This is a genomic window from Streptomyces sp. 13-12-16, from assembly GCF_002114215.1.
Lineage (GTDB): Bacteria > Actinomycetota > Actinomycetes > Streptomycetales > Streptomycetaceae > Streptomyces.
The window spans coordinates 1,254-2,264 of record NZ_NCTE01001143.1; the positions used below are offsets into that span (position 1 = coordinate 1,254).

Genomic DNA, 1,011 nt, shown 5'->3' on the forward strand with positions numbered 1-1,011 from the left:
CTGCGCGTCGACTGGACGGGCGTGTTCGACGGGCGCGGCGCCCGGCGGGCCGACCTGCCCACCTACCCCTTCCAGCGCGCCCGGTACTGGCTCGACAAGAGCGGCCTGGGCGGCGACGTCACGGCCGCCGGTCTGGGCCGGCCCGGTCACCCGCTGCTCGGCGCGATGGTGCAGCTGCCCGGTTCCGGTGGTGTGGTGTTCACCGGACGCCTGTCCGCCGGAGCCCACCCCTGGCTGTCCGACCACACCGTGGCCGGCTCCGTCCTGCTGCCCGGCACCGCGTACGTGGACCTGGCCGTACGGGCGGGCGACCAGGTGGGATGCCGCCGGATCGAGGACCTCGCCCTGGGAGTACCGCTGATCCTGCCCGAACACGGCGGCGTCCACATCCAGGTGGCCGTCGAGGCGCCCGACGCCTCGGGACGCCGCCCGGTGTCCGTGTACTCCCGCGCCGACGACGCCCCGCTCGACCGCGAATGGGTCCTGCACGCCGAAGGCACCCTGGTCCCCGACGCCGGTGAGCCGTCCGACGGCCTCACCGTGTGGCCGCCGCGCGACGCCGAGCCCCTTGCCGTCGAAGGACTCTACGAACGGCTGGAGTACGGGCCGACGTTCCGGGGGCTGCGCGCGGCATGGCGGCGCGGCGACGACGTGTTCGCCGAGATCGGCCTCCCGGAGGGGACCGACACCGGGGACTTCGGACTCCACCCCGCCCTGCTCGACTCGGCGTTGCACGCGCTCGACCTGACGCATCAGGGGGCGACGGCGCTTCCGTTCTCGTGGTCGGACGTCACCCTGCACGCCGAGGGCGCCACGACCGCCCGGGTCCGCCTGCGTCCCGGGAACGGTGACTCGGTGGAGCTGGAGCTGGCCGACGCCGCCGGGCGCCCGGTCGCGTCGGTCGGCTCGGTGACGCTGCGTCCCTTCACCGCCGACGACCTGGCGCCCGACCCGGCCCGTGTCGCGGACGCGCTGTTCCGCACGGAGTGGGTTCCGGCCGCGGGCGGGCGC

At 75.6% G+C, this 1,011-nt stretch carries 1 protein-coding gene; it reads left to right on the plus strand.

Annotated features, from left to right (window positions below):
• Window positions 1-1,011 (plus strand): polyketide synthase dehydratase domain-containing protein (locus B7767_RS36575; RefSeq protein WP_179167445.1); only part of this gene is annotated, 1,011 nt, incomplete at both ends.